This window comes from Streptomyces sp. NPDC045955 (assembly GCF_056430805.1).
Map to the genome: position 1 here is coordinate 351,979 of NZ_JBWKKY010000002.1, position 21,545 is coordinate 373,523.

General features: G+C 71.5%; 17 protein-coding genes and 2 pseudogenes. 10 read left to right on the forward strand and 9 right to left on the reverse strand.

Annotation, left to right across the window (positions count from 1 at the left end):
• Positions 1–152: 152 nt before the first annotated feature.
• The gene (locus tag AC07F0_RS04970; RefSeq protein WP_478974959.1) at positions 153–1,688 is read right to left on the reverse strand and encodes an alpha/beta hydrolase; all 1,536 of its coding nucleotides are present in this window, start codon (positions 1,686–1,688) and stop codon (positions 153–155) included.
• A gap of 858 nt (positions 1,689–2,546) precedes the next feature.
• On the opposite strand from AC07F0_RS04970, the gene AC07F0_RS04975 reads away from it, so the two are divergent.
• Positions 2,547–2,825, forward strand: coding sequence for a hypothetical protein (locus AC07F0_RS04975; protein WP_478974325.1), 279 nt, complete (start codon positions 2,547–2,549; stop codon positions 2,823–2,825).
• Positions 2,826–2,838: 13 nt separating this feature from the next.
• Here the strand turns inward: AC07F0_RS04975 and AC07F0_RS04980 are convergent, their stop codons facing one another.
• Both AC07F0_RS04980 and AC07F0_RS04985 read right to left on the reverse strand, forming a co-directional pair.
• Positions 2,839–4,020 carry a M20 family metallopeptidase gene (locus AC07F0_RS04980; RefSeq protein ID WP_478974328.1) on the reverse strand — a complete coding sequence of 394 codons (1,182 nt, stop codon included), beginning with the start codon at positions 4,018–4,020 and terminating at the stop codon, positions 2,839–2,841.
• 56 nt (positions 4,021–4,076) lie between these two features.
• A complete protein-coding gene (locus AC07F0_RS04985) occupies positions 4,077–5,630 on the reverse strand; it encodes an AbgT family transporter (RefSeq protein WP_478974331.1) in 1,554 nt (517 codons plus the stop codon).
• Between the two features lie 114 nt (positions 5,631–5,744).
• Here AC07F0_RS04985 and AC07F0_RS04990 point away from each other — a divergent pair, with 114 nt between their 5' ends.
• A complete protein-coding gene (locus AC07F0_RS04990) occupies positions 5,745–6,770 on the forward strand; it encodes an Lrp/AsnC family transcriptional regulator (protein WP_478974333.1) in 1,026 nt (341 codons plus the stop codon).
• A 76-nt stretch (positions 6,771–6,846) separates the two neighbouring features.
• Positions 6,847–7,815 carry a prolyl aminopeptidase gene (pip, locus tag AC07F0_RS04995; protein WP_478974336.1) on the forward strand — a complete coding sequence of 323 codons (969 nt, stop codon included), beginning with the start codon at positions 6,847–6,849 and terminating at the stop codon, positions 7,813–7,815.
• A gap of 106 nt (positions 7,816–7,921) precedes the next feature.
• On the opposite strand, the gene AC07F0_RS05000 is transcribed toward pip, so the two are convergent.
• A complete protein-coding gene (locus tag AC07F0_RS05000) occupies positions 7,922–9,265 on the reverse strand; it encodes a BTAD domain-containing putative transcriptional regulator (RefSeq protein WP_478974339.1) in 1,344 nt (447 codons plus the stop codon).
• Positions 9,266–9,371: 106 nt separating this feature from the next.
• On the opposite strand from AC07F0_RS05000, the gene AC07F0_RS05005 reads away from it, so the two are divergent.
• From AC07F0_RS05005 to AC07F0_RS05015, 3 genes are all read left to right on the forward strand, one after another.
• Positions 9,372–9,878 (forward strand): hypothetical protein, encoded by a 507-nt coding sequence (locus AC07F0_RS05005; RefSeq protein WP_478974342.1) that lies wholly within the window; start codon positions 9,372–9,374, stop codon positions 9,876–9,878.
• 99 nt (positions 9,879–9,977) lie between these two features.
• Positions 9,978–10,895, forward strand: a complete 918-nt coding sequence (locus AC07F0_RS05010; RefSeq protein ID WP_478974345.1) for an amidohydrolase family protein — start codon at positions 9,978–9,980, stop codon at positions 10,893–10,895.
• 46 nt (positions 10,896–10,941) lie between these two features.
• Positions 10,942–11,619 carry a 2-phosphosulfolactate phosphatase gene (locus tag AC07F0_RS05015; protein ID WP_478974348.1) on the forward strand — a complete coding sequence of 226 codons (678 nt, stop codon included), beginning with the start codon at positions 10,942–10,944 and terminating at the stop codon, positions 11,617–11,619.
• Positions 11,620–11,659: 40 nt separating this feature from the next.
• Here the strand turns inward: AC07F0_RS05015 and AC07F0_RS05020 are convergent, their stop codons facing one another.
• Positions 11,660–12,832 carry an epoxide hydrolase family protein gene (locus AC07F0_RS05020; protein ID WP_478974351.1) on the reverse strand — a complete coding sequence of 391 codons (1,173 nt, stop codon included), beginning with the start codon at positions 12,830–12,832 and terminating at the stop codon, positions 11,660–11,662.
• Between the two features lie 103 nt (positions 12,833–12,935).
• On the opposite strand from AC07F0_RS05020, the gene AC07F0_RS05025 reads away from it, so the two are divergent.
• Entirely contained in the window at positions 12,936–13,511 is a 576-nt protein-coding gene (locus AC07F0_RS05025; RefSeq protein WP_478974353.1) for a CGNR zinc finger domain-containing protein, read from the forward strand.
• 56 nt (positions 13,512–13,567) lie between these two features.
• Here the strand turns inward: AC07F0_RS05025 and AC07F0_RS05030 are convergent, their stop codons facing one another.
• On the reverse strand, positions 13,568–14,572 hold the full coding sequence (locus AC07F0_RS05030; protein WP_478974356.1) for a LacI family DNA-binding transcriptional regulator: 1,005 nt from the start codon (positions 14,570–14,572) through the stop codon (positions 13,568–13,570).
• A 266-nt stretch (positions 14,573–14,838) separates the two neighbouring features.
• Here AC07F0_RS05030 and AC07F0_RS05035 point away from each other — a divergent pair, with 266 nt between their 5' ends.
• Together AC07F0_RS05035 and AC07F0_RS05040 are read left to right on the forward strand one after the other, a co-directional pair.
• Positions 14,839–16,893, forward strand: coding sequence for a glycoside hydrolase (locus tag AC07F0_RS05035; protein WP_478974359.1), 2,055 nt, complete (start codon positions 14,839–14,841; stop codon positions 16,891–16,893).
• A 40-nt stretch (positions 16,894–16,933) separates the two neighbouring features.
• Positions 16,934–17,455, forward strand: a pseudogene (locus tag AC07F0_RS05040) (glycosyltransferase family 4 protein); the annotation flags it as partial.
• Between the two features lie 115 nt (positions 17,456–17,570).
• Here the strand turns inward: AC07F0_RS05040 and AC07F0_RS05045 are convergent.
• The 3 genes from AC07F0_RS05045 to AC07F0_RS05055 form a co-directional block, all read right to left on the reverse strand.
• Positions 17,571–17,699 (reverse strand): hypothetical protein, encoded by a 129-nt coding sequence (locus AC07F0_RS05045; protein ID WP_478974362.1) that lies wholly within the window; start codon positions 17,697–17,699, stop codon positions 17,571–17,573.
• Positions 17,700–17,850: 151 nt separating this feature from the next.
• Positions 17,851–19,284 (reverse strand): DEAD/DEAH box helicase, encoded by a 1,434-nt coding sequence (locus tag AC07F0_RS05050; protein ID WP_478974365.1) that lies wholly within the window; start codon positions 19,282–19,284, stop codon positions 17,851–17,853.
• A 157-nt stretch (positions 19,285–19,441) separates the two neighbouring features.
• The gene (locus tag AC07F0_RS05055) at positions 19,442–19,645 is read right to left on the reverse strand and encodes a cold-shock protein (RefSeq protein ID WP_010032345.1); all 204 of its coding nucleotides are present in this window, start codon (positions 19,643–19,645) and stop codon (positions 19,442–19,444) included.
• Between the two features lie 349 nt (positions 19,646–19,994).
• Between AC07F0_RS05055 and AC07F0_RS05060 the strand changes: the two are divergent.
• A pseudogene (locus tag AC07F0_RS05060) lies at positions 19,995–21,534 on the forward strand (MMPL family transporter); the annotation flags it as partial.
• Between the last annotated feature and the right edge of the window lie 11 nt (positions 21,535–21,545).

The following is a 21,545-nucleotide window of genomic DNA, read 5'->3' on the forward strand; positions in this document are numbered from 1 at the left end:
GTGCCCGCGCAAGAGGGGGTCAAGAGGTGGGAAGCACTCAGGACGCGCACACCCCGGGTCCGGGCCCGGTGAGGCCCGGCACCCGGGGTCCCGTGGTGCGGTCGGTCAGCGGATCGGTCCGCGGATCGTCCGTGGATCGGTGGGCGCCTCGGTCAGCGCAGGGAGCCGAGGCGGTCCAGGTGGTCGTTCACACCGTTGCGGAGCTCGCCGAGGGTCGTGCCCGGAGGGGCCACCTTCGGTGTGGCGGACGGCGGCTGGGTCTCGTCCGCGCAGGTCGTGCCGCGCGCCGGGACCTTCAGGTCCACCAGGTAGCCGGTGACGGCGTCCGTCGCGCAGGCGCTGCGCCCGAAGGCGGTGTGGCCCTCGGCCTCGAAGGTGAGCAGCCGGCCGTTGTCGAGCGTGCGGGACAGTGCCACCGCGTCCTGGTACGGGGTGTCCGGGTCACCGGTCGTGCCGAGCACGAGGATCGGCGCGGAGCCCTTCGCCCGGAAGGAACCGTCGTAGCGGCTGGGCTTCTCGCCGGTCCACTGGGCGCAGGTGGTGGCGTGCTGGTGGTCGTAGAGCGGCGGGCCGTAGGCCATGGCCGGGCCGAGCAGCGGGGCCAGCCTGGCGTTGGTGGTGACCTGCCGCTTCAGCAGGGCCGGGCTGTGCGGGTAGTCCTTGTCGACGCACTCGACCACGATGTTCGGGTTGAGGAAGTCGAAGCTGGCCGGCGACGGCGGCCGGAGCAGGAACGAGGTGGTGTCGCGCTGCTGGGCCTTGCGCAGGGCCTGGCCGAGGGAGGGCCAGATGACCTTGCCCTCGTTGATGTTGAACATGAGGCGGTAGACGACGGTGTAGCCGTTCGCCTGACCGCCGTTCGCGGTCGGTACGGGGTTGGCGTCGAGGTCGGCCTTGAGCTTTTCGAACGCGGCCCGGGGGTCGCCGTCCCCGAACCCGCACGTGTCCTGGTCCGCCTTGCACCAGTCGAGGAAGCGGCTCATCGCGCCGTCCAGGGCCAGGTACTGGGGCCGGTCGTAGGCGTACGGCTGGTTCGCGTAGTGCTCGGGGTCGTACGCACCGTCGAGGACGAGCGCACGCACCCGCTCGGGGAACATCGCCGCGTAGACCGTCCCGATGTAACTGCCGAACGACCGCCCGTAGTACGTCAGTTGGTCCTCGCCCAGGGCCTGACGCAGCAGATCGATGTCACGGGCGACGTACCCGGTGCCCACGTACGGCGCCAGCTCGCCCGCGTTGTCCTTGCAGGCCTGGTCGAACGCGGCGCCCTGGCGGACGGCGGTCTCGTAGGCGTCCGGGCCGGGGGCGCCCTTGGCGGCGGTGATGGCCTGCGTGTACGTCGGGTCGTCCCAGCAGGTGACCGCCGAACTGCGTGCGACGCCGCGTACGTCGTATCCGAAGACGTCGAAGGAGTCGCGCAGGGCGGCGGGCAGGCCGGCGTAGTTGTTGCGTACGAAGTCCACGCCGGAGTTGCCGGGCCCGCCGGGCTGGAGGAAGAGGGTGCCCTTCCTCTTGGCCTGGTCCGGGGCCTTCTTGCGGATGACCGCCAGGGTGATGGTCTTCCCCTGCGGGTCGCGGTAGTCCAACGGCACGTCGGCGTTGGCGCACTCGAAGCCGCCCTGGCAGTCGGACCAGGACAGGGCCGGCACGGTCGGCTGCCCGTCGTCGCCCTCGGACTGGGCGGCCATCGCCGGGGCGGCGGCTCCGGCGAGAGCGAAGGAGACGGCGGCGGCGAGGGCGATCCTCAGACGCGGGAAGCGTCTGCGTGCGCGGGTGCCGGACCGTCTCGGTCCGTGAGCTTGCTCGGTCACTGTGGTGATTCCCCCTCGGGCGCGGCGCGTGTGCCGTGGAGCACCCTGTGGTGCGGCTGGGTCGTTGAGTTTCTAGCTCAACTGGAGAGGGAAGGGAACGGCGGTCGCTCTGGTGGCCCGCCTTCCACGCGATCTCCCTACTACCCGGCGGTAGTTGCGATCCCGTTCACGTGCGGAACGGCGAAGGGCGCGCGGGCCGACACCGGCCGAGTTGGCCGTTCATCTCTGTCAAGTGCTGCTGCCGACCGACCGGTTCACCTGAGCGAATCCCTCCCCCACCCGAAGGGCCGCCCCACGTGTCGCTGTCGAAAAACAGTCGTCTCAAAGTCGCCCTCCTGGCGCCCTCTTCGCGCTCACCGGCCTGACCACGGCGGGGCCTGCCATCGCGGCGCCGCCGACGGCCACCGCAGCGGCCTCTCAGGCGCAGGAGCCCGCCCTGCCCACGGACTTCACCGACCTGCCCACGAGCCCTCTGCGGGCCGACGGCTCCCAGGAGGTCACGGTCACCTACCGCAACCCCACACCGGCGACCACGACCGTCGCCCCTCAACTCCTGGTCACGCCCCCGGACACTGGGCCGTTCCTGTCACCGTCGGACGTCAGGGTGGAGCGGCGCACGGGGCATGGTTGCTGGGTGACCGTGTCGCTGGGCAGCCAGACGGGGACGCTGTTCACGGATCTCGTGGGGGCGCAGTGGACGTTGGGGCGGGGGAGACGCTCAAGGAGCGGTACCGGGTGACTGTGCTGGAGGTGGCCGCCGTTCGGCACGCCCTGATCGTCGACACCGAGCACGGCCCGACGGCTCGCTTCGAAGGGCTGTCGGGGTGGCTGTACACGCTCGGCCTCGACGAGGAGCAGCGTGCGTTCCTCGGTCTGGTCCTCTCGATGGTGGGCATCGGGCACACCACCGTCACATCCGTGCAGGACCTCGACGAACGCCGGTTGCCGATCATCCTGCGGGCGATCCTGCGACTCGCCGGCAACGACACCATCGCCGTCGGCACCCGTATGTAGAGTCCACCGGGCCTCAGCCCCCCAACGGCTCCGCCAGTCGGGTCAGCAGGCCCGCGACCAGGGCCGTCTGGGCGGGCACCGTGTCGGGGTAGATGAACTCGCCCCGGGCGTGGGCGCCGTCGCCGATCGCGCCCATCCCGCACAGGACGGGCAGGCCGAGGGCGGAGATGAAGTTGGCGTCGCTGGCACCGCCGACGGCGGCGTCGGGCAGGTGGTCGCGGCCCTGTGCGCGGGCGACCTCCCGGGCGAGGCCGAGCAGGGGGGCGGACGCGGCGTTGAGGGTCATCGGCGGCCGGTTCCAGGCGTGGTCGATGTGGAGGCGGACGCGGGGGTCGCTGACCTCGATGGCGTCCAGTTCGGCGTCGACCCGTGCCTGTTCGGCCGCGCTGCCGACCCGGATGTCGACGCGGGCGGTGGCCTGCCCGGCGACGACGTTGGTCGCGGAACCGCCCTCGATGAGCCCGGTGTTGATGGTGGTGCCCCGGTCGGGGCGGGCGACGGCCGCGGCGGCGACCACGAACTCGGACAGCGCGGTGATCGCGCTCGCCCCGTCCTCGGGCGCGAGCCCGGCGTGCGCTTCGACGCCGGTGGCCGTGACCCGGAAGATCCCGGAGCCCTTGCGGGCGGTCTTGACCGCGCCGTGGGCGGTGGGTTCCAGCACCAGCGTGGCGTCGGCCTTCCGCGCGACCTCCTCGATCACCGGCCGCGAGGACAGGGAGCCGATCTCCTCATCGCCGTTGAAGAGGAAGGTGACCGTGGGCACGGGGGCGCCGCTGTCCCGGGCCAGCTTCAGGGCCCAGATGCCCTGGGCCAGGCCCGTTTTCATGTCGAAGATGCCGGGGGCGCTCAGCTTCTCCCGGCCGTCGGCGGAGGGTTCCGGCTGCTCCCAGCCGGCGAGGGTGCCGGTCGGCCACACGGTGTCGTAGTGGCCGACGAGCGCGACGTGCCCGGGGCCGGTGCCGGCGTAGGTGAGGGTGAGGGTGTCGCCGCACGCGCCGCCGGGGTGGCGTTGTTCGCGGCCGGGCCGGCCGAGCCGGTGGACGGCCAGCTCGCGCAGGAGGTCCAGGCCGGCCGCGAGGGCGGGCAGGTCGTGGCTGCTGGTCTCGTGGCGGACGAGGGTCAGGATGTCGGTGACGGTCTCCGGCGCGACGTCCTGGGCGCGGGCGGTGAGAGCGGCGGCGGGTGATGCGGTCATGGTCTGCTTTCTCGTACGGGGGCCGGGACGGCGTTCCTCGGCGGAAGGCGGGGGCGTCAGTTGATGCCGAAGGGGATGCCCAGCAGGTACCAGGCCACGAAGAACGCGATCCAGACGACCCAGACGACGGCGGCGATCGGGATCGTGAAGGAGGCGAGCGTGCCGATGCCGGCGGACTTGCGGTGCTGCTGGATGAAGCCCAGCGCCATGACGAAGTACGGGCTCATCGGCGTGACGCAGTTGGTGACCGAGTCGGCGACGCGGTAGACGGCCTGGGTGGTCTCCGGCTCGATGCCGATGAGCATCAGCATGGGCACGAGGACGGGGGCCGCCAGCGCCCACAGGGCGGAGCCGCTGGTGATGACGAGGTTCATGAACGTGATCAGCACGGCGATGCCGACCAGCACGGCCCAGCCGTGCAGATGCAGGTCGCGCAGGGTCTCCGCACCCGTGACGGCGAGGATGTCGCCGATGTTCGTCCACTTGAAGTAGGCGAGGAACTGGGAGATCGCGAAGAACAGGACGAGGATCGGCGCCATCGACCGGGTGCCCTCGACCATCGCGGCGATGATGTCGCGGGGGGCGGTGAAGGAGCCGGTCATCCGGCCGTAGACGGTGCCGAGCACGGCGAAGAACACGCCCAGCACGAGTGCCATCCCGCCGATCAGCGGGGAGTCGACGATGCCGCCGCCCTCGCCGCGCAGGGGTGAGGACGCGGGGACCATGGCCAGGGCCAGGAACGCGAGGAGGCCGACAGCGACCAGCCCGGTCACGCGCAGCGCGCGGCGCTGCTGCCCGGTGACCTCGATCGCCTCCAGCTCGTCGGCGTTGAGCGCCGCGACCGGCTCGTCGGGCTGCAGGTCCGAGCGGCGGGCGAGGACCTTGTCGACGACGAGCGTGATCACCAGCGCCACGAGGGCGGACGAGCCGAGCCCGAAGAAGTAGTTGGCGACCGGGGTGACGACGTAGTGCGCGTCGATGGTGTGGGCGGCGGCGGTGGAGATCGACGACAGCAGGACGTCGGTGGTGGTGAGCGACGGGGAGGCGTCGTAGCCGGCGGAGATGGAGACGTAGGCGACGATGCAGCCGAGCACCGGGCTGCGGCCCGCGGCGCGGAATATGAGGGCGCCGAGCGGGATGAGGGTGACGTAGGCGGCGTCGCCGGCGACATGGCTGACCATGGCCGTCATCGACAGGGCGAAGGTGAGGTACCTGCCCGGCACCCGCGCGACCATGCGGCGCAGCAGGGCGGAGAACAGTCCGCTCCGCTCGGCGACGGCGATGCCGAACATCACGGTGAGGATGGTGGCCAGCGGCGGGAAGGCCGCGAAGTTGTCGACGGCTCCCTCGACGGCCATGGTGAGGCCGTCCTTGCTGAGCAGGCTCTCCACCTTGATGGTCTCGTGCGTGCCGGGATGCACGGCGCTGACGCCGGCCGCCGCCAGTGCGGCGCTGAGGACGGCGACGACCCCCGCGAGGATCCAGAACAGCCAGAACGGGTTGGGGAGTTTGTTACCGACCTTCTCGATCGCCGCGAAACCGCGGAACGCGGTGCGCAGGAGTCTCGACTGCGGCTCGGTCGGCTGAGGCTGGGCGGAGGTGGCACTCATCGGTACCCCTTCGTGCTTTCGAGGGATGTTCTTGCGAACAATGACATCAGAGTGAGAGATTCTCTAGCCCTTGGGTGTAACAGTGGGATTAATCGGCGGTCTAAGGTGGGCGCCATGACCCGCCCTCTCCTCGACGAGCTCGACCGGCGCCTCATCGGAGCGCTGCATCTGGCACCCCGGGCCACCTGGGACGACATCGGCGGGATCCTGTCCGCCGACGCCAGCACCCTCAAACGCCGTTACGACCGGCTGCACGAGGCCCGGATGATCCGCGTGATCGGGCAAGCCGACTGGGGCATGCACACCACGGCGATGCCGGTCCACGTTTTCCTGGACATTACCGGCGAAACCCCTCTGGCCGTCCTCGACCGGCTCCGTGACCTGCCCCACCTTCAGCTCCTGGCGCAGATCTCCGGCGACTATCCGCTCTACGCCGTCGTCCACGCCCCCTCCGAGGCGGCCACCAGCGAGGCGATCGACCGGATGTTCTCCGTCCCCGGCGTCCGCCGCGTCAACGCCCTGCCCGCGCTCAGCACCCTGCGCCGGGGCATCACCTGGGATCCGCAGTTCCTGACCGACAGCGAACGGGCCGGTCTGCTCCAACTCACCGGCACCCGCCCCGAGGGCACCGCGACCGCGACACCCCCCGCCAAACCCCTCAGCGAGGCCGAGCGCACCGTCGTCGCCCTGCTGATCCAGGACAGCCGGGCCTCCGCCGCCAGCATCGGCCGGGCCGCGGGCCTGGCCACCTCCACCGCGCACCGGGTCGTCCGCCGGGTCCTCGACGAGGGGTGGGTCAAACCGCGCCTGGAGATCGTGTCGGAATGGCTCGGCTTCCAGACACCCTTCATGCTTCGCCTGCGCGTCGCCCCGGGCGAGACCCCCGACGTGATGCGCCGCATCGACCGGCTCCCCCAGACCCGGCTCGTCGCCCACGTCGCCAGCGACATGTCCGTCCTCGCCACCGGCCTGGTCGCCGACCGCTCCGCCGTGGCGCTCTTCGTCGACCGCGAACTCGCCAGGATTCCCGGCATCCTCGCCGTCAGCGTCGACGTCATGCTTGCCGAACCCCGCCGGTACTGGCTGGACCGGGACCTGACCTCAGGGCTCGGCGAGTTCCACGCGCCGCCGCTGCTGTGAACGCAACGCAGGGGAGAAACGGGGCCGGTGCTGCTCTATCCGTGGAGAGTCGAAAGTCGAGGAGAGTGCGTCGCGCATGGCCGAGCTCCATCCCCCCATCGAGCCGTACGAGCACGGCATGCTCGACGTCGGCGACGGCAACCGCGTCTACTGGGAGAGCTGCGGGAACCCGGCCGGCAAGCCCGCCCTCGTCCTGCACGGCGGGCCCGGCTCCGGCGCGGGGCCGTTCTGGCGTCGGCTGTTCGACCCGGCGGCGTACCGCATCGTGCTCTTCGACCAGCGCGGGTGCGGGCGCAGCACACCCGACGCCGCCGATCCGCGGACCTCGCTCGACACCAACACGACGCACCATCTGATCGCCGACATCGAACTGCTCCGGCAGCACCTCGGCATCGGGGCATGGCTCGTCCTCGGCGGCTCCTGGGGCGTGACCCTCGCGCTGGCCTACGCCGAGCAGCACCCGGGGCGGGTATCCGAGCTGGTCCTCTTCAGCGTCACCAACACCACCCGCCGCGAGGTCGAGTGGGTCACGCGGGACATGGGGCGGATCTTCCCCGAGGAGTGGGCCCGGTTCCGTGACACCGTCCCCGAGGGCGAGCGCGACGGCAGCCTGGTGGAGGCGTACGCCCGGATGCTCGCCGACCCGGATCCGGCCGTACGGGAGCGGGCCGCGCGGGAGTGGTGCCGGTGGGAGGACGTGCACGTGTCCACGCACCCCGGGCACCGGCCCGACCCCCGTTTCGAGGACCCGCGCTTCCGGCTGCGCTTCGCCCGCCTCGTCACGCACTACTGGCGGCACGCCGGCTTCCTGGCGGACGGGGCGCTGATCCGCGACGCCGGGAAGCTCGCCGGCATCCCCGGCGTGCTGATCCACGGGCGGATGGACATCAGCGGGCCTCCGGACGTGGCGTGGCGGCTGGCCCAGGTGTGGCCGGACGCGGAACTCGTGCTGATCGGCGAGGAGGGGCACGGGCTCTCGGGCGACGCCACGACGGAGGCGGTGCTGGCGGCGACGGACCGGTTCCGGCCGGCCGGCACCCCATAGGACATGCTTCCGCCACCGCCACCGCCACCGCCACCGCCACCGCCACCGCCACCGCCACCGCCGGTGCCGGTGCCGGTGCTGACTCCGGTTTCGGAGCGAAGCACTGTCACCGGCCCCCGGCCGACCGCTTGGCACCGCACGTCGCCAGACTGCACCACCGGCGCCGCCCGCTCTCGTCGAGGAACAGCCAGCCGCAGTCCCGGCTGGGGCAGCCGCGGACGGTGAAGCGCCGCGGGTCGGCGAGCAGTTCGCCCGCGCTGCGGGCCACCGCGCAGACGGGCAGGCGCAGTCCGGCGGCGGGCGAGGGCTGCCAGCGTCCGAGACCGTCCTCGCCGCGCGTGAAAACCGACAGCCGCGCGGCGTCCTCCACCGCCGCGGCCACCGCCGTGAACGCCCGGCCGTCCCGCGGATCGGTCAGACAGGCGTACAGGTCCGTACGTAACCGCCGGGCCTCGTCGAGGACGGCGACGGCCTCGGCCGGCTGCCGCAGGGCCTGTTCCCGCAGCCGGGTGACCTGCCGGTCCTCGATCAGGTCGAGGTGGCCGGCCCATACGGCGAGCGTGGCGTAGCCGCGCAGCCACTCCGACCCGGGCAGCGGCTCTCCGCCCCACCCGGCGTAGGTGTTGCAGAACTCCAGCGCGGGGTGTCCGCTCGTACTCCACGGCAGCCACTGGTCGCCGACCCGGACCGCGTACACGGGCCCGGGGGGCCGGTCGAGCCGGGGGTCGGCGCGCAGCACGCGCTCGTGCAGGGTGCGGAGTTCGCCGTTCGGTTCGACGCCGAGTTCCGTCGCCAGTGTCGTACGCGTGCTGCGATACAGCCGGAGGGCGTCGGCCCGGCGGCCCGCGCGGTAGAGGGCGGTCATCTGGGCGCCGACCAGCCGTTCACGAGTCGGGTGCTCTTCCAGCAGCGGCGTCAGGTCCGCCACGACACGGTCGTGCAGCCCCATGGCGAGCTGGGTCTCGGCTCGCCGTTCCACGGCGGACAGGCGCAGTTCGCCGAGCGCGCCGCCGAGGCGGGTGCGCAGCCGTTCGTCGGCCACGTCCGCGAGCAGCGGGCCGCGCCACAGCGCGAGGGCCTGGTCGTACAGGCGGATCCGCTCCGCGGGATCAGCGCAGTCCGCCGCCTGCCCGACGAGCCCGGCGAACTGCTGGGCGTCGATCGTATGAGGGCCCTGCGCCACGGCGTAACCGTCGTGCCGGGTCTCGACGGACACCCCGTGCGGCCTGAGCGCGGCACGCAGGCGGCCGACGTAGGTGTGGACGGTGGCGCGGGCGGCGGCGGGCGGCTCGTCGTCCCACAGCAGGTCGATGAGGCGGTCCGTCGGGACCGCGCGGCCCGCATGCAGCAGCAGGACCCCCAGCAGGCACCGCTCCTGGCGGCGGCTGCCCCCCAGGACCTGCCGTCCCTCGTGGCGGGCGGCGAACGGACCGAGCAGTAGGAACTCCATGGCTGTCCGGCAGCCTAACGGGAGGCGGATGGTCAGGCTTTGGTCAGAGGCCGGGAAGAGACTGGCGCACGCCCTTCCTTCCACCCGTCTCTGCCCAGGGAGAACCATGCGCCGAACAGCTCTCGCCACACTGGCACTTGCCGCCGTGCTCGTCGGGACACAGCCCGCGTCCGCGGAACCGGCGCAGGGCTGGGAACCGGCACCCTCCGCGCCGTGGGACGTCGGCGCCGGTGCGCGGTGCGACTTCCCCGTCCACGGCGAGCCGGTCGTCGACGAGGTGGTGCGGCGCGTGCTGAGCACCTACCGCGACGGCTCCGTGCGACGGGTCGCCTACCGGGGCGATCTGGTCGTCCGCGTCACGAACACCGAGACCGGCTCCTTCTACGACGCCGACGCGAGCGGCTCGGCCGTCGTCGAGCACCGGCCCGACGGCTCCCAGCACTGGGCCGTGCACGGGCCGGTGCTCGTCGGAGTCGGCCAGGACCAGGGGACCTTGCCGCGGGGCCTGTACCTCGTCGACGGCGTCTACACGATGGACATCAGCCCCACCGGATACAAGTCCGTACGACTCCTCCACGGGACGACGGACGACCTGTGCGCCCGCATCCACTGAACGGGCCCCCTGCGGGCGTCGGCCCGGGTGACGGATCCCTCACCGCTCTCTCGTGCAAGGGAGTGGACCTACTGCCTCGCCCGGGCCGATCGTGGCGGCATGGATGATCACCCTGTGGTGCCAGTCGGTCCTGCCGATCCGGGTGCGGAAGCGGAGGAGGTCCGTCGATTCTGGGGGCGGCTCGGGCTTCCCGGGCTGGTCGACGTGCACACCCACTTCATGCCCGAGCGGGTGCTGCACAAGGTGTGGGAGTACTTCGACGCGCTCGGGTCGATGACCGGAGGGCTGGAGTGGCCGATCACCTACCGGCAGGAGGAGACCGAACGGGCGGACATCCTGCGGGAGTTCGGCGTGCGGGCCTTCACCGCGATGCTGTATCCGCACAAGCCGGGCATGGCCCGCTGGCTGAACGGCTGGGCGGTCGACTTCGCCCGCCGCACCCCCGACTGTCTGCACACCGCGACTCTCTATCCCGAGCCGGGCGTCGAGGCGTACGTCCGGGAGGCCGTCGAGGCGGGCGCGCGGGTCTTCAAGGCGCATGTGCAGGTGGGGGCGTACGACCCGGCCGACGGCCTCCTCCAGCTGGCCTGGGGGCTGCTGGCCGAGGCCGGGATCCCCGTGGTGATCCACTGCGGCTCCGGCCCCGCCCCCGGCAAGCACACCGGCCCCGAGCCGATCGCCCGGGTACTGGCCCGGCACCCCCGGCTGCGGCTGGTCGTCGCCCACCTGGGGATGCCCGAGTACGAGGAGTTCTTCGCCCTGGCCGAGCGGTACGGGGAGGTGCGGCTGGACACGACGATGGCGTTCACCGACTTCAGCGAAAGCTTCATGCCGTTCCCCCGCCGGGCCCTGCCCCGGCTGGCCGCACTCGGCGACCGCGTCCTCCTCGGCTCCGACTTCCCCAACCTCCCCTACCCGTACGTGCACCAGCTCCACGCCCTGGAACGGCTGGACCTCGGAGACGACTGGCTACGGGCGGTGTGCCACGACAACGCGGCGGGACTGTTCGGGCTGTGAGCTTGTTCCGGCCCATCGGATGATCAAGAGCTGTCAGAATGGCGTGATGGACCATCACTTCGTCGGCATACCGGAGTTGACCGGCGTTCCCCGTGTCGCGGTCGTCATCGACGTCATGCGCGCCTTCACCGTGGCCGCCTGGGCCTTCTCGCGTGGCGTCGAGAGGATCGTCCTGGCTTCATCGGAGAGTGAGGCACTCGCCTTGAAGGAGAGCCACCCGGGCTGGCTGGCGTTGAAGGACGGACCTCCGGCAGCGGGCTTCGACGCGGTGAACTCGCCCGGCCTGCTCAGGTCACGCGACTTCGCCGGTCGCACGCTGGTGCAGAAGACGACGGCGGGCACCGTGGGCGCGCTGGCCGTCGCGGACGCGCCGCTGGTCCTGTGCGCGAGCTTCGTGGTGGCCGGGGCGACCGCGCGGTTCCTGCGGGCCACGGATTCCGGCCCGGTGACGTTCGTGGTCACCGGTGAGGACGGACAGGCCGACGAGGACCTGGCCTGCGCTGAATACATCGGGCGGTCCATGGGCGGGGGCGAGGTCGACGCCGCCCCGTATCTCCGGCGCGCGCGGAATTCCCGCGCCGCGGCCGATCTCGCCGGCGGGCGGCGCAGCGGATACCACCCGGACGATGTCGATCTCTGCCTGGACATCGACCGGTTCCCCTTCGCGATGGTGGCTCGCCGGGAGGAGTCTTTGATCGTGCTCCGTCCTCGCGGAGTCGTCTGAGCACCCGATACCCGGCATAGCCCCCGGCACCCAGCCGCGTTCACCGATGAGCGGCCAGCACCGCAGCGAGGCCCTCTTGCAGATCCTTGACGAAATACTCGGGAACCTCCAGCGACGGGAAATGCCCCCCGCTTTCGGGTGTGCTCCATCGGACGATCTGTCGGTACCGCTCCTGCGCCCAGGGGCGTGGACACTTCTCGACGTCGCGGGGATACATGGTGAGTGCTGACGGGACGTCGACCCGAAGTCCGGGGTCCAGCGAGTTGTGGCTTTCGTAGTAGATGCGGGCCGCCGATGCGCCGGTCCGCGTCAGCCAGTACAGGGTGACGTCGTCGAGAACGCGGTCCAGGGACATGGTCTCGAACGGGCTGTCCTCGGTGTCCGACCACTCGGCGAACTTGTCGAGGATCCAGGCGAGAAGCCCGACCGGCGAGTCGACGAGCGAGTAGCCGATGGTCTGCGGTCGGGTCGCCTGCTGCTTCGCGTACGCCGCGCGGTGGCGCCAGAAGTCGCGGGTTTCCTCGGCCCACTCGCGCTCGACCGCCGTCAGCCCGTCCGTGGTCAATCCGGGCGGTCCCTCCGCGAACGTCGTGTGGATGCCGAGAACGTGCGCCGGGAACCTGCCGCCGAGAACCGTGGTGATATTGCCTCCCCAGTCACCGCCGTGGGCTGCGAACCTGCTGTAACCGAGCCGCCCCATCAGTTCCACCCATGCGGCCGCGATCTTTTCGGTTCCCCACCCGGTGGTGGCCGGCTTGTCGCTGTAACCGAAGCCCGGTAGCGACGGGATCACGACGTGGAACGCCGGCGCGTCCGCGTCTTTCGGATCCGCCAGCTCGTCCACGACGTCGATGAACCGGACAAGGCTGTCCGGCCAACCATGCGTCAAGATCAGAGGAGTGGCGTCCGTGCGCGGGGACCGGCGGTGCAGGAAGTGGATTCCCAGACCGTCAATGGTCGTGCGGAACTGGCCGATCTGGTTGAGGCGCTCCTCGAACGACCGCCAGTCGTACCCGGTGCGCCAGTAGTTCACGACATCGACGAGGTCGGAGAGCGGAACGCCCTGTTCCCATCGGCGAGGGCCGGGCGCGGCGCGTTGGACCGTCTCGGCCTCCGGTAGCCGCGCCGCGGCCAGCCGCGCGCGCAGATCGTCGAGGTCGGCGTCTGTTGCGCGGGCTTCGAATGCTTGTACGTCGCTGGTTGGGCGGGGCATGAGACCTCCTGGCCATCGCGGAACCGGCTACGACCCGTTGCGAACCGGCTTAGACGGTTCTAGCAGGCGTCCATGCCGGCCTGCAACCGGCTAAGGTGGTTCCATGCGTTCTGGGTTTCCTGACTTCCGCCTCGGCAGCGTGCTGGCGACCAGCTTCACGGGGACTCTGTCGGAGCGTCATGGCGAGGCTGTGGAGCGCATTCCCACGCCGCAGCGACTCGTCGACTGGCTGGCGGTGTACGGCCTCGCCGTGGACTCCTGCACCCCTGCCCAGCTCGACCTCGCCCGGGAACTGAGGGAGTCGATTCACGCCGCCGCGACAGCGGCCGCGCTCCAGGAGGCTCTCCCCGCGTCTGCTGTCCACGTCATCAATGACCGCAGCGCTCAGGGCCGGGCCGCGGCGATCCTGACGCCCGAGGGTGAGCGGCGATGGCAGCTCAGCTCGGCTTCCCGCGTGGAAGACGCCCTCGGCGTGATCGCCGCCGACGCGATCAGCATCATCGCGGGCGAACGCGACGGAAAACTGGCCTTGTGCGCGTCACCGACCTGCCGAGCCGCCTTCTTCGACACCAGTCAGAGCCGCACCCGTAAGTGGTGTGACATGAACACGTGCGGGAATCGTCAGAAGAAGGCGCGCTTCAACGCCAACCGGCGCAAAACCCCCAGCTCAGCCGAGTGATCGTCACCTCGGGGAGGCGGCCGGCCTGAGCAGCCGCTCGACGTACGGGCTCGTCGTCACCCTGCTCGTCCTCCCCGAGTCCCCGGCACCCCCGTGCTCTCCCGCCGCACCAACCGCGTGGGCACCAGCGTCGTCCCGTGCTCCTCCCCGTCCTGCCGCATCTTGCTCAGGACACCCTCCACGCACAGCCGCCCCACCTCGGCGAAGTCCTGGTGGATGGTGGTGAGGGGCGGGAGGAAGGACGCGGACTCGGGGATGTCGTCGAAGCCGATGACGCTGATGTCGCCGGGGACGCGCAGCCCGCGTTCGTGCAGGGCCCGGAGCAGGCCCAGGGCCATCTGGTCGTTGGCCGTGAACACCGCCGTGCAGTCCGGCTCGTCCGCCAGCCGCAGTCCGGCCCGGTAGCCCGACTCGGCCGACCAGTCGCCCCGGACCAGGGGCGGCGGGACGCGGCCGGCCGCGGTGAGCGTGTCGCGCCAGGCGTTGGCGCGGCGCTGGGCGGCGAAGGAGCCCTCCGGGCCGGCCAGATGCCACACCGTCTCGTGGCCGAGGTCCAGCAGGTGCCGTACGGCGTCCCGCGCACCGCCCGCCTGATCGGTGTCGACCACGGTGTAGCGGTCACCGGCGTCCGAGTCGGCCACCACGACCTGCACACCGGGGGGCAGGGAGACCGTCGCCGCGTCCAGCAGATGGACCTCCATGATGACGATCACGGCGTCGACGGCGAGTTCGCCCAGGCGGGAGAAGGCGCCGTTGACCTCGTCCTGGGTGGGGACGGCGACGGGCAGCAGCGTGACGGCGTAGCCGTGCCGGGCCGCGGAGGCGGCGATGGCCTCCAGGGTGCGGATGTTGCCCATGGTGGAGAGGGAGAAGGTGATCACGCCGAGGGTGCGGAACTCGCCGCGCTTGAGCGCCCGCGCGGCGCTGTTGGGCCGGTAGCCCAGCTCCCGCATCGCGGCCAGGACCTGCCGGCGGGTGTCCTCGGTGACGCCCGGGAAGCCGTTGGAGACGCGGGAGACCGTCTGGGAGGAGACGCCCGCGAGCTGTGCGACGTCGGCCATGGAGGCACCCTGGCGAGGACGGGCCGGACGCCTTCTCGTACGGCTCGTGCCCTGCGGTTCTCTCGCACCGTCCACTGTGCCCACCTGCCCCTCGCCCCCCTCGCCGCGCAGCCGACGCGATTTTCCGTCCGGAACGACTCCTTGACCCCTGAGATTCGGACAGTGTAGACATCCCGCCAGTGGATGTTTACGTAAACATTGCACACAGGCCCCGATCTCTGTGTCCCGCCGGGACGCGCGGACGCAGAAGAGTTGGAGTACTCGGAATGGCACACCGCACCGGTAAGAGAAGGCTCCTCGGGGCCATCGGCATCACCGCCGTGGCGACCGGAACCATCCTGGCCACCAGCACCCTGCCCGCCGCGACCGCCGAGCCCGCCGCGCAGGCGGCCGGCGTCACCGTCCGCCCCGACCCCTCCTACAAGCAGGAGAAGTTCGAGGGCTGGGGCACGAGCCTCGTCTGGTTCGCCAACGCCACCGGCGACTACCCGCCCGCGATACGCGAGAAGCTCTACAAGCTCCTCTTCGGCGACGAGGGCCTCGCCCTGAACATCGCCCGCTACAACATCGGCGGCGGCAACGCCCCGGACGTGAAGGACTACCTGCGGGCCGGCGGCGCGGTCGAGGGCTGGTGGAAGGCCCCGGCGGGCACCACCCGCGAGGACGTCGACTGGTGGGACGCGGACGACCCGGCCGACTGGAACAAGACCGCCGACAAGACGCAGCGCTGGTGGGTCGACCGCATCAAGAAGGACATCACCCACTGGGAGACATTCAGCAACTCCCCGCCCTGGTTCATGACCGAGAGCGGCTACGTCTCCGGCAACTTCGACGCGGGCAAGGACCAGCTGAAGCCGGAGTCCGTCGAGGACTTCGCCAAGTACCTGGTGGGCGCGACCGAGCGGCTGGAGAAGGCGCACGGCATCAAGGTCGACACGCTCGACCCGTTCAACGAGCCGAACACCAACTACTGGGGCACCAAGCTCGGCCCGGACGGCGAGCCGACCGGCGGCCGCCAGGAGGGCGCGCACATCGGCCCCGAACTGCAGCAGAAGGTGATCCGCGCGCTCGCCCCGGTCCTGAAGAAGTCCACGTCGGACGCTGAGATCTCCGCGATGGACGAGACGAACCCCGGCACGTTCGCCACCAACTGGAACTCCTACCCCCAGGACGTGCGCGACCTGGTGGGCCAGATGAACGTCCACACCTACGGCACCGGCCAGCGCACCACCGTCCGCGACCTGGCCAAGGCCGCCGACAAGCCGCTGTGGATGAGCGAGGTCGAGGGCGACTGGGGCGACGGCCAGAGCTTCACGGACATGCGGCCCGGCCTGGGCCTCGCCCAGCGCATGGTCGACGACCTGCGCGAACTGGAGCCCAGGGCCTGGGTGTTCTGGCAGCCCGTCGAGGACTACGACAACATGAAGCCGGGCGGCGAGTCCGCCAAGGGCGGCAACTGGGGCGAGATCCAGCTCCCCTTCAGCTGCACCTCCAAGGACACCCTGAAGTCCTGCCCGATCTACACCAACACCAAGTTCGACACGGCCCGCAACTTCACCCACTTCATCAAGCCCGGCGACCGGCTGATCAAGACGAACGACACGTCCAGCACCGCGGCGGTCTCCCGCAAGGGCGACGCGGCGACGGTCGTCCACGTCAACAGCGCGACCGAGTCCCGTGAGGTCACCCTCGACCTGTCGAAGTTCGGCAGGGTCTCCTCGCACACCACCGTCACCCCGGTGGTGACCAGCGCCGACGGCAAGCTGGCGCAGCAGAAGGCGGTCCGGGTCTCCGGCAAGCAGGCCACGGTCACCGTGCCCGCCCAGTCGGTGACGTCCTTCCTCGTCAAGGGCGTCTCCGGCGTCGCGAAGGACGCGGCCGAGCTGCGCAAGGGCCACACCTACCGGCTGACCGGCGTCCAGAGTGGCAAGGACCTCACGATCGCCGGCAACGGCACGGGCCTGGTCATCAAGAGCGCCAATGCCGCCGACCCCAGCGGTCAGCAGTGGCGGGTGGAGCAGATCCGCGGTACGGACAACCGCAAGCGGTACGTCTTCACCGAGACCTCATCGGCCAAGCGCCTGGCCGTCCGGAACGGCGCCCTGGTCGCCGAGCCGGACGAGGGCCGCCGCGACAGGGCCACCGAGTGGATCATGTCCTCGACCGGTGACGGCACCTGGACCCTCGTCAACGCCGCCACCGGGCAGCTCCCGGACGTCGGGGGCCAGTCCACGAACGAGGGCGCCCCGGTCGGCCTCTGGCAGCCGAACTCCGGGTCCAACCAGCGCTGGAAGGTGACGGAGGTGACGGACGCCCCCTAGCCGCGCACCCGCCCGTTACGACGCCCCCGGCCTGCCGCACCGCATGGTGACGGCGGGGCCGGGGGACACGCTGATACGGGCCCTGCGCCTGGTGCGCCGCAGTGTGCCCGGTGCGGTGCTGCTGCTGGTCGGGGACGGACCGCACGCCCGGGCCCTGTGCCGGCTCGCGGCCGCCGAGGGACTGGCCGGGGCGGTGGTCTTCGCGGGCGGGCACCCGCACGAGGAGATGCCCGGCTTCTACGCTGCCGAGCAGGTGTTCGCGATGCCGTGCCGGACCCGCAGGGCGGGCATGGAGGTGGAGGGCCTCGGGATCGTGTTCCTTGAGGCGGCCGCCGCCGGACTGCCGGTCGTCGTCGGCGACTCGGGCGGGGCGCCGGACACCGTACGGGACGGGGAGACCGGGTTCGTGGTCGACGGCCGTGACGGGAGGGTGCTCGCCGATCGGCTCACGCTGCTGCTGGACGATGCGCGACTGGCCCGGGACATGGGCCGCAAGGGCCGTGCGTGGGTGCGCGGAAAATGGGGGTGGGACCGGGCCCACGGGCGCCTGACGTCCCTGCTCGGGGTGGGCCGAGGCCGGACGGGGCCACCGGGCCGGGCAAGGGGCGGGCCCGCCCGCCCAAGTCGGCCGTCCTCACTCGGCCTTGAGGGGCGCGGCTCCGGTACCCCCCGAGACCTCAGCCCCGGCCGACCACGTCGATCATCCGCAGCGCGCGCGTCACGGTCTCCCCGGACGACGGCCCCGCCGGCCCGTCGGACCGCAGGGCCCAGTCCTCCACCGCGATGCGCATCGCGGTGTTCAGCACGCCCGCCTCCACCCGGACCGCGAGGTCGCCGACTGGTCCTTCTCACGACGGCGACCCACGTGCCGAAGCGGAAGACCTGACGGCCGGCACCCGCGGGCCGCGCCGCGCCAGGCCCCTGCCGGGAGGGACCCGGCGAGCGCTCCGGGGAGCGTCAGCGGCGGCGGCCCCGGGACGGCCTGCCGCGCCGGGCGCGCGGGGCGGAACCCGGGCGCGCCGGGCCGCTCTCGGAGGGCGGCGGGGTGAGGACCACGGGGACGCCCGACGGCGCCTGGGCGCCGGTGATGCGGTTCAGTTCTTCCGCGCCCGAGCGGACCCGGGTGACGCGCGGGGTGATCCCGGCATCGGCCATCAGGCGGGCCGTCTCGCGGCGCTGGTGGGGCAGGACCAGCGTGACGACGGTGCCCGACTCGCCGGCCCGGGCGGTCCGGCCGCCCCGGTGCAGATAGTCCTTGTGGTCGGCCGGCGGGTCCACGTTGACGACCAGGTCGAGGTTGTCGACGTGGATGCCGCGGGCGGCGACGTTGGTGGCCACCAGGACCGTGACCTCGCCGTCCTTGAACCGGGCCAGGGTGCGGGTGCGCTGCGACTGGGACTTCCCGCCGTGCAGGGCGGAGGCGCGCACCCCGACGGCCAGCAGCTTCTTGGCCAGCCGGTCGGCGGCGTGCTTGGTGTCCAGGAACATGATCACGCGGCCGTCGCGGGCGGCGATCTCCGTCGTGGTGGCGTGCTTGTCGTCGTCCTCCACGTGCAGCAGGTGGTGCTCCATCGTGGTGACCGCGCCGGCGGACGGGTCGACCGAGTGCACGACGGGGTCGTGGAGGTAGGTGCGGACCAGGCGGTCGACGTTGCGGTCCAGCGTGGCCGAGAACAGCAGCCGCTGGCCCCCGGGCTGCACCTGGTCGAGCAGGGCGGTCACCTGCGGCATGAAGCCCATGTCGGTCATCTGGTCGGCCTCGTCCAGCACCGTGACGGTGACACGGTCAAGGCGACAGTCACCACGGTCTATGAGGTCCTTGAGCCGGCCGGGCGTCGCGACGACGACCTCGGCGCCGCCGCGCAGCGCGCTCGCCTGGCGGCCGATCGACATACCGCCGACGACCGTGGTGAGCCGCAGCCGCAACGCCTGGGCGTAGGGGGTGAGGGCGTCGGTGACCTGCTGGGCCAGTTCCCTGGTGGGGGTGAGGACGAGGGCCAGCGGCTGCCGGGGCTCGGCCCGCTGCCCGTCGATGCGGGCCAGCACGGCGAGACCGAAGGCGAGCGTCTTGCCCGACCCGGTGCGCCCGCGGCCCAGCACGTCCCGGCCGGCCAGGGAGTTCGGCAGCGTCGCCGCCTGGATGGGGAACGGCACGGTCATGCCCTCGGCGCGCAGCGCGGTCAAAAGCCGCTCGGGCAGGGCGAGTCCGGCGAAGTCGTCGACGGCGGGCAGCGCCGGCGTGATGGTGGCGGGCGGCGCGAACTCCCCGCCGGGCGCGGTACGGCGCCGGGGGCCACCGCGGCCCGCACCGGCCGTACGGGCGGAGACACTGCGGCCCGCCGCCTTACGGGAGTGGGGCGAGCCGTTGTTCTTGCGAGCGGTGCGATCCAAGGGGATCCTTCCTCGATGCGGCACACGTATCGGGGAATTCCCGGCAGCCAGGAGGGGCCGCACCAGGATTCGCAACACTGAGCCGGGTTTTGGATGAGAACGAGGCTGGGGCCCGCACCTCACGGTGCGGGCCCCGGTCACGTCGGACGCGTCAGCGTCAGGCGGGCACGATGTTCTCGGCCTGCGGGCCCTTCTGGCCCTGCGTGACGTCGAAGGTAACCTTCTGGCCTTCCTGAAGCTCGCGGAAGCCGGAGGTGGCGATGTTCGAGTAGTGGGCGAACACGTCAGGACCGCCACCCTCCTGCTCGATGAAGCCGAAGCCCTTTTCCGCGTTGAACCACTTCACAGTGCCAGATGCCATGCTGAATCTCCCTTAGGGGGACAAACCCGAGACCCGCACTTTACGGACTCGGAGTCGCTGAAATGATCACCCTCGGAGAGATCCGAAAATCCTCGGAAACTAAAAAGAGTGCTCGTCGACAAAGGTCGATAGAGCACTCGAAGTCTCTGGGAACCAAAACTGCAACAACAACGACGGTAGCACAGGCCGCGCCGGATGGCCCGGGAATCTCGTACCCGAGGTGTACGGGAGGCCCGCTCGTACTGCGTTGCGAGTAGCCAGGATTGTCGGCAGCCGCACGACGACGGGACGGCCCGCCGCCGGAGAGCCTTGGCAGACGATCGACACCTGGATGTGGAGACCTGCTGCCGTGGCGACTTTTCTGTATCGAGTGGGCCGACTGGCCTTCCGGCGACGTTGGTACGTCGCCCTGGTCTGGGCGGCCGTGCTGGCCGCCGTCGGGCTGGGTGCCCTCAAGGCCCCGGGCGCCGGCGACGAGGGATTCTCGATGCCCGGCATCGAGTCCCAGAAGGCGTTCGACCTGATGGAACAGCGCTTCCCCGGGGCCACGGCCGACGGGGCGACCGCCCGGGTCGTGTTCATCGCGCCCGGCGGCGAGAAGGTGACCGCCGCCGAGAACAAGCAGGCCATCGAGAAGGCCGTCACCGGCCTCGGCGACGGCACGCAGGTCGCGAGCGCCGTCGACCCGTTCCAGGCGCAGACGATCAGCAAGGACGGCTCGACCGCCTTCGCGACCGTCACCTACAAGGTCGGGGCGGAGGACCTCAGCGACGCCAGCCGGACCCATCTGGAGCGCGCCCTCGTCGAGGCCAGGGACTCCGGGCTGACCGTCGAGGCGGGCGGCACCGCGCTGGGTGACAACGCCGGGCCGGGCGGCACGGCCGAGGTGATAGGCGTCACCATCGCCGCCGTCGTGCTGCTCGTCACCTTCGGCTCCCTGGCCGCCGCCGGGCTGCCCCTGCTGACCGCCCTCATCGGCGTCGGCGTCAGCATGGCCACGATCCTCACCCTGTCCCAGGCCCTCGGCCTGTCCACCACCACCGGCACCCTGGCGATGATGCTGGGCCTCGCCGTCGGCATCGACTACGCCCTGTTCGTCGTCTCCCGCTACCGCGAGGAACGCGCCAAGGGCCGGGCCCCGCAGGAGGCCGCCGGACTCGCCGCCGGGACGGCCGGGTCCGCGGTCGTGTTCGCCGGGCTCACCGTCGTCATCGCGCTGGCCGGGCTTGCCGTGGTCGGTATCCCGATGCTCACCAAGATGGGCCTGGCCGCCGCCGGAGCGGTCGTCGTCGCCGTACTGATCGCGCTGACGCTCGTCCCGGCCTTCCTCGGATTCTGGCCGAACGCCGTGCTCACCCGGCGGGCCCGCAACGCGGCCGGATCGAGGGGAGCGACGGCGACAACGGCGGCAGCCGCTGGGCCCGGTTCGTACTGCGCCGCCGATACCCGTCCTGCTCCTCGGCGTCGTCGGTCTCGGGGCCCTCGCCCTGCCCGCGGCAGGCCTCCAGCTGGGTATGCCCGGGGACGAGGCCAAGCCGGTCTCCACCACCGAACGCCGCGCCTACGACGCGCTCGCCGAGGGCTTCGGGCCGGGCTTCAACGGGCCGCTGACCGTCGTCGTGGACGGCAGGGGCGTCGCCGACCCCAAGGCTGCGGCGGACGAGATCGCCCGGGAGATCGGCGCCACGAAGGGCGTCGTGTCCGTCTCCCCGGCCCGCTTCAACGACGCCGGTGACACCGCCGTCTTCTCCGTCGTGCCGTCCACCGCGCCGACCGACGAGAAGACCAAGGACCTGGTGACGACCATCCGGGGCGAGCGGCCCGGCATCGAGTCCGGCACCGGGGCGAGCTTCGAGGTCACCGGCACCACCGCGATGAACATCGACATCGGCCTCGTGCG